Source organism: Leisingera sp. F5 (assembly GCF_001593695.1).
The window spans coordinates 1-1313 of the sequence record NZ_LUKH01001060.1 but is presented as its reverse complement, the minus strand read 5'-3'; the positions used below and the strand labels follow the sequence as shown (position 1 = coordinate 1313).

Annotated in this window: 2 protein-coding genes; one reads left to right on the top strand and one right to left on the bottom strand. The window is 56.5% G+C overall.

The features are described from left to right. Nucleotides 1-399, top strand: a 399-nt coding sequence (locus A2I95_RS38855; protein ID WP_291737719.1) for a flavodoxin family protein, incomplete at its 5' end; no start/stop codon positions are given. A 63-nt stretch (nt 400-462) separates the two neighbouring features. Here A2I95_RS38855 and A2I95_RS38850 read toward each other — a convergent pair. After that, a complete protein-coding gene (locus tag A2I95_RS38850) occupies nt 463-873 on the bottom strand; it encodes a DUF4279 domain-containing protein (protein WP_027256715.1) in 411 nt (136 codons plus the stop codon). Nucleotides 874-1313 lie beyond the last annotated feature (440 nt).

Genomic DNA, 1313 nt, shown 5'->3' with positions numbered 1-1313 from the left:
GTTTCCACTGTTCTGAAGCGGGCCGAAGAGGCCGGGCCGGAGGATCTGCTGGCCGCGGATGGCTACATCTTCTGTGCGCCGGAGAACTTGGCGGCGCTGTCCGGCCAGATGAAGGAATTCTTTGACCGTTGCTATTATCCTGTACTGGGGCAGATTGCAGGGCGGCCTTATGCACAGATGGTCTGCGCCGGATCGGACGGGAAAAACGCAGCGCGCCAATGCGCACGGATTGCCACCGGTTGGCGTCTGAAAGAGGTGCAGACGCCGCTGATCCTCTGCACCCATGCGCAGACGCCGGAGGCCATTCTGGCGGAGAAGGTGATCCCGGAGGATCAGCTGGAGACCTGCCGCGAACTGGGGCTGGCGTTGGGCGCGGGGCTGGCGATGGGGGTGTTTTGAATATTTTCAGCTATCGCTAGCGCTTTGTCATGAACCTTGAGCGGCAATAGGCATCACAAGTTACTATTCACCGGCCGCGTAGATACCAAAGTCCACAGCAATTCCACGAACACCTAGCAGACCCATTGTTTCACGCGAGATGCAAAAACCTTCGTTTTCTTCACTGAGAAACACACCGCAGAACAGGTGAACATCTAACCGGCGGGAAAGGTCTTGCCAAATACCAAGACCGTCACCTGTGCCTTGAAGAATTTGAGAAACCTGCGCATCCAGATTTCCCGGTTCCATCCGGCTAGCTCTGATTACCCAGGCCCCGGTATCGGCCATCCGATAGCCTTGTTTGGGCAATGCAATCTTATCCCCCTTTCGTTCAGACCGGTCGCGTTCTTTACCTAGCAAAGCCGTAACTTCAGCTGGATCAAGGTCCTCACCCAGTATACGCGGTGCAGTTGCGCTCTTGCTAAGTCGAGCCATATCTCTCACCAAGTCATTGTAAGCGGTGTATCGGCCCCGGAAATTGACTGGTCCGCAGAATTTCTTGCAGGCAGGCATGCATAAGGCCATCAATTCAATCAATGGCGGATTAGGCGTTTCCCCTCACTGAGCACCGCAACTCCGCGTAGCCTGAAAAAATCCGGAATGGCCAAGGGTACTCTCTTTGCAGATAAGTCCCTTCCATGTGCTGCCTTACTTTCGGCGCATGGCCGCCTAGCATCACCGGACCTGCCGGCCGCGGCTTGAAGGTCCAGCAGCCTTCCATAATAACCCGCGTCATGCCTGCAAAGATATTTTCGATGGAGGCGCGGGAGAACGGCGGTGCCCGGCTCGCGCTCAGTTACAAGCACTCCGGCCGCAACGGCATCCAGCGCATTTCCTGTGATCTGCCGCCGACCGGTCTTCTGCAACTTGTGCTC